Here is a 3,687-nt window from a genome sequence, read left to right on the forward strand (position 1 = left end):
TTTTTTTGAAAAAATCGGTGTCAATGTCCCATCATGCGTTCGAGGAGCAGGACGATGACGCCCGGGATACCAAAGAACCCCGCGATCAAGGCGCGCAGGAAGTTGATCTCGATCCCCGCACCAAAGAGGTTGACCACCCAGAGAATGATCGCGCCGACGACGCTGTTCGTGATGAGCTTCCACACGATGCGGAACGGCAGAGAAATCACCTTGCCGAGGACGGCAAAAATCAAAACGGCGAGTGCGACACCTGCAACCATATCCAAAGTTATATCTCCCTCCTGTTTTCCATGGCGCGCGAGAGCGTCACCTCATCTGCATACTCGAGATCACCGCCCACAGGCAGCCCGTGAGCAATGCGCGTCACACGAATCCCCATCGGCTTCAGCAGTTTGGCAATATACATCGCCGTCGCCTCACCTTCGACGTTGGGATTGGTCGCAACGATGACCTCCTGCACATTTTCCTTGCCCGCACGCAGGACGAGCTCGCGGATGCGAATATCGTTCGGCCCCACGCCTTCGAGCGGGGAGAGTGCGCCATGCAGGACGTGGTACACGCCGTCATAGTCGTTCATGCGCTCCATCGCCGCAACATCCTGCGGCTGCTCGACGACACAGATCGTCGTGTGGTCGCGTTTTTCCGCCATGCAGATGGCGCACGGGTCACTGTCCGTGAGGTTGAAGCAGACGGAACAAAAGCCGATCTTCTCCTTCGCCCCCGTAATGGCAGCGGCAAGACGATGCGCTCGCTCCATATCCATGTCCAGGATATGGTAGGCGAGCCGCGTCGCCGTCTTTGCCCCGATGCCGGGGAGGGTGCGCAGCTGCTCGATGAGCTGCGCGAGGGGTGCAATCTGCTGCATATTAGAGCAGTCCGGGCGGCAGGCCGAGGCCGCTCGTCAGTTTGCCCATCTCCTGCGCCATCATGTCGTCCACCTTTTTCGTTGCCTCGTTGAACGCCGCCGAGATGAGATCCTGCAGCATCTCGATGTCCTCAGGATCAACCGCCGCGGGAGCGATAATGAGGCTCTGTACCTGCTTCTCGCCATCCATGACGACCTTTACCGCGCCGCCGCCTGAGGAGACCTCGACCGTTTTCTTGCGCAGCTCGTCCTGCATCTTCTTCATGTCCGCCTGCATTTTCTGGACTTTCTTCATCATGCCGGCCATATTTCCGCCGCCGTTAAACATAGTATCTCTCCTTTATCTTGGGAATCGCTGATAAAATGAAGTGCGTCAGATTGGCGTAGATTTTTTCGTCCGATTGAGGAGGCAAACCGGACGCATAGCGGAGGCTATGTGGAGGATTTGCCGACAAAAAGCGGGCAAAAAAGATGCGCTAAGATGGCGTGCTGAGTTTATCAGTGCTTCCCTTGTATCCTATGGCGTGAATTCTTCTATTGCTTCCCTAGCCTAGCAAAATCCGTCCGCAACGTCAAGCCTGCGTATCGGGTGGAAGCTCATCATCAAACATCTCAGCTTCCTCATCGGGCGTCGGCTCATACGGCTCGTAGTCACCCTCTTCCGCTGCGCTCTCCTGCGGGGGCGTGGCAGGCTTCTTCTGCGCCGCACGCGGCGGCGCCGTCACTTCCTCCACACGAGCCTCCTCGCCTGCGACTTCGAGCAGCGCCGCCACAGGCGCAGGATAGTCCGGCTCTTTGGGGGGCGGAGGTGGCGGGACATCCTCCTCCTCGCCACCCGTACAGACGACGGAGAGCGGGCGTCCCGCGAGTTCCGTCATCACCTCATCAAAGACGGCACGATGGCGTTTCTTGATATAGTCACGCGCCATATCCGAGGATGGACGGATGAAAAAATGTGTCTCCGTCATGCCCTCGTACGCCGCGCCCGAGAGGAGGGATGCGGCGAGCCGATTTCGCTCCTTGAGCCGTGTCTGAAAGCTCTGCCAGACCTTCATGTCGAGCTGACGCGGCGCACCGTCCGCCACTTCTTTTGCGGCAGACGATATCGCTTTCTTCGGCGCAGTTTTGGCTGCTGCGCCGTCCGCCTTCGCTGCATGTGGGCGCAGCGAAGGTACAGCATTCGCTGTGGCAGAAGCGGAGGCGGATACAGGCGTGGCACCTGTGGCAAGGCGCGCCGCCAGCTCCTCGACCTGTGCCTCGAGCCGCGCGATCCGCGCAGCATCCGCGCCGCCCGTAGGGGGCGCAGTCGATTCTCCCGAAGGAGCAGCCCCCTCCGTATGGCAGAGGCCGATCAGCAGCGTCTCCACCGCAATGCGCGGCTGCGGCGAGGTACGCAGCTCCTGCATCGTCTCATTGAGACGACGCAGAATCGACATGATCTCCTCCTGCGTGAACTGAGCCGCGTCCATGCGCAGCTCCTCCGCATCGCCCGCGCAGAGCTCCGCTGCGCTGACCGCGCCGCCGACGCCCGCGATCATCAGCCGGCGGAAGTACTGCGCAAGCTCGGCGAGCACCTGCTTCAACTCGCGCCCGCTCTGCAGGAGCTCACTGAGCTGTGCGATCAGTGCCGCCGCATCGCGCGCAGCGATCTCTCCCGCCATGTGCCGAATCCACGCACGCCCGACAAGCCCCAACGTCTCCTGCACGCGCTCCGCCGTCAGCGTCCCCTCCGCGAGTGCCATACACTGGTCGAGAATCGAGAGTGCGTCGCGCATCCCGCCGTCCGCCTGCTCAGCGATGATACCGAGCGCATCCTCCTCCGCCGCAATGTCCGATTCCTTACAGACATAGATGAGACGGTCGCGGATCTCCGTCACCGTAATGCGGTGAAAGTCATAGCGCTGGCAGCGCGACTGAATCGTCGCGGGCACTTTGTGCGGCTCCGTCGTCGCGAGGATGAAGATCACACGTTCGGGCGGCTCCTCCAACGTTTTGAGAAGAGCGTTGAACGCCTCCGTCGTGAGCATGTGCACTTCGTCGATGATGTAGATCTTATAATGCCCCTCCGTCGGAGCGAACTTCACCGACTCGCGCAGATCGCGGATCTCGTCGATGCCGCGGTTGGACGCTGCGTCGATCTCAAAGACATCCATCGACGAGCCGTCGCTGATGCTGCGGCAGGAGTCACAGATGCCGCACGGCGTGAGCGTCGGCCCCTCGGCGCAGTTCAGTGCGCGCGCGAGGATCTTTGCCGTGCTCGTCTTGCCCGTGCCACGTGGCCCTGTAAAGAGGTAGGCGTGGCTGATCTGCCCGCTCGTCACTGCGCGGGAAAGCGTGCGGCTGATGTGCTCCTGTCCCACGAGATCGGCAAAGCGCTCCGGCCGCCACCGCCGATAGAGTGCAACGTATGCCATCGCGCACCTCCTTTTTGACAAACAAAAAACAGCCCACACGGGCTGCGCTGTTCCGATTTCTCCCACGGCAGACCGCAGTTCCCAGGCACCCTCGCGGCACATGAAACGATCCGCTTACCGCTGCTTCCTTCCGGACCTGACGGGGTTCACAGGGCTCCATTGCGCGAGACCAAGGCACTGCAGCCCGCCCTGAGAAAAATCAATAAAAATGGCGGAGAGTGAGAGATTCGAACTCTCGGTACGGTATCACCGCACACACGCTTTCCAGGCGTGCTCCTTCAACCACTCGGACAACTCTCCACAGTGCTCTCACATGAGAAGCTATTCATTTATGGGATAACAACATAGGGTAGTCTACATGGTTTACGAAATCTTGTCAAGAGGAAAATAAAGGACTGCGGCACATGG

At 60.1% G+C, this 3,687-nt stretch carries 4 protein-coding genes and 1 tRNA gene; all 5 read right to left on the reverse strand.

All coding sequences use genetic code 11. The features are described 5' to 3' along the window. Positions 1-20: 20 nt before the first annotated feature. A complete protein-coding gene (locus HMPREF9166_RS06500; protein WP_371137028.1) occupies positions 21-260 on the reverse strand; it encodes a pro-sigmaK processing inhibitor BofA family protein in 240 nt (79 codons plus the stop codon). An 8-nt stretch (positions 261-268) separates the two neighbouring features. Next, complete coding sequence (gene recR / locus HMPREF9166_RS06505; RefSeq protein WP_009753195.1) at positions 269-865, reverse strand: recombination mediator RecR; 597 nt, start codon at positions 863-865, stop codon at positions 269-271. Between the two features lies 1 nt (position 866). Next, complete coding sequence (locus tag HMPREF9166_RS06510; protein WP_006690478.1) at positions 867-1,193, reverse strand: YbaB/EbfC family nucleoid-associated protein; 327 nt, start codon at positions 1,191-1,193, stop codon at positions 867-869. Between the two features lie 244 nt (positions 1,194-1,437). Further along, a complete protein-coding gene (gene dnaX / locus HMPREF9166_RS06515; protein ID WP_009753196.1) occupies positions 1,438-3,279 on the reverse strand; it encodes a DNA polymerase III subunit gamma/tau in 1,842 nt (613 codons plus the stop codon). Positions 3,280-3,488: 209 nt separating this feature from the next. Beyond that, a tRNA-Ser gene (locus HMPREF9166_RS12770) sits at positions 3,489-3,579 on the reverse strand. Positions 3,580-3,687 lie beyond the last annotated feature (108 nt).

The organism is Selenomonas sp. oral taxon 149 str. 67H29BP, assembly GCF_000146365.1.
Classification (GTDB): domain Bacteria; phylum Bacillota; class Negativicutes; order Selenomonadales; family Selenomonadaceae; genus Centipeda; species Centipeda felix.

What these genes read in the sequence shown, in the direction of transcription:
- dnaX (WP_009753196.1), bottom strand. Translation starts at nt 3,279, where the DNA reads ATGGCATACGTTGCACTCTATCGGCGGTGGCGGCCGGAGCGCTTTGCC.
- HMPREF9166_RS06510 (WP_006690478.1), bottom strand. Translation starts at nt 1,193, where the DNA reads ATGTTTAACGGCGGCGGAAATATGGCCGGCATGATGAAGAAAGTCCAG.
- recR (WP_009753195.1), bottom strand. Translation starts at nt 865, where the DNA reads ATGCAGCAGATTGCACCCCTCGCGCAGCTCATCGAGCAGCTGCGCACC.
- HMPREF9166_RS06500 (WP_371137028.1), bottom strand. Translation starts at nt 260, where the DNA reads ATGGTTGCAGGTGTCGCACTCGCCGTTTTGATTTTTGCCGTCCTCGGC.